At 34.1% G+C, this 246-nt stretch carries 1 protein-coding gene; it reads right to left on the bottom strand.

Annotated elements, in window-relative coordinates:
- Positions 1–246: 50S ribosomal protein L6 (locus FUA24_RS03075; RefSeq protein WP_148540015.1), on the bottom strand; the 246-nt coding region annotated here is incomplete at both ends.

The following is a 246-nucleotide window of genomic DNA, read 5'->3' as shown; positions in this document are numbered from 1 at the left end:
GAAAAACCTAAAGCTAAATCAAGTTTTTGTCCTTGATTACTTGCTCTGTAACCTACACCAACAAGCTCTAGTTCTTTTGTAAATCCTTTAGATACACCTTCAATCATGTTGTTTACTAAAGCTCTATAAAGACCATGTTTTGCCTTGTGTGCTTTAGCATCTGTTGAACGAGAAACTTGTACATTTCCTTCTTCAACTTTGATATCAACTGTATCAAACTCTTGTGTTAACTCTCCTAATTTACCT

It is taken from the genome of Seonamhaeicola marinus (assembly GCF_008085455.1).
Note: the sequence above shows the minus strand (reverse complement) of the source record. Positions and strands in the feature narration are given on the sequence as shown.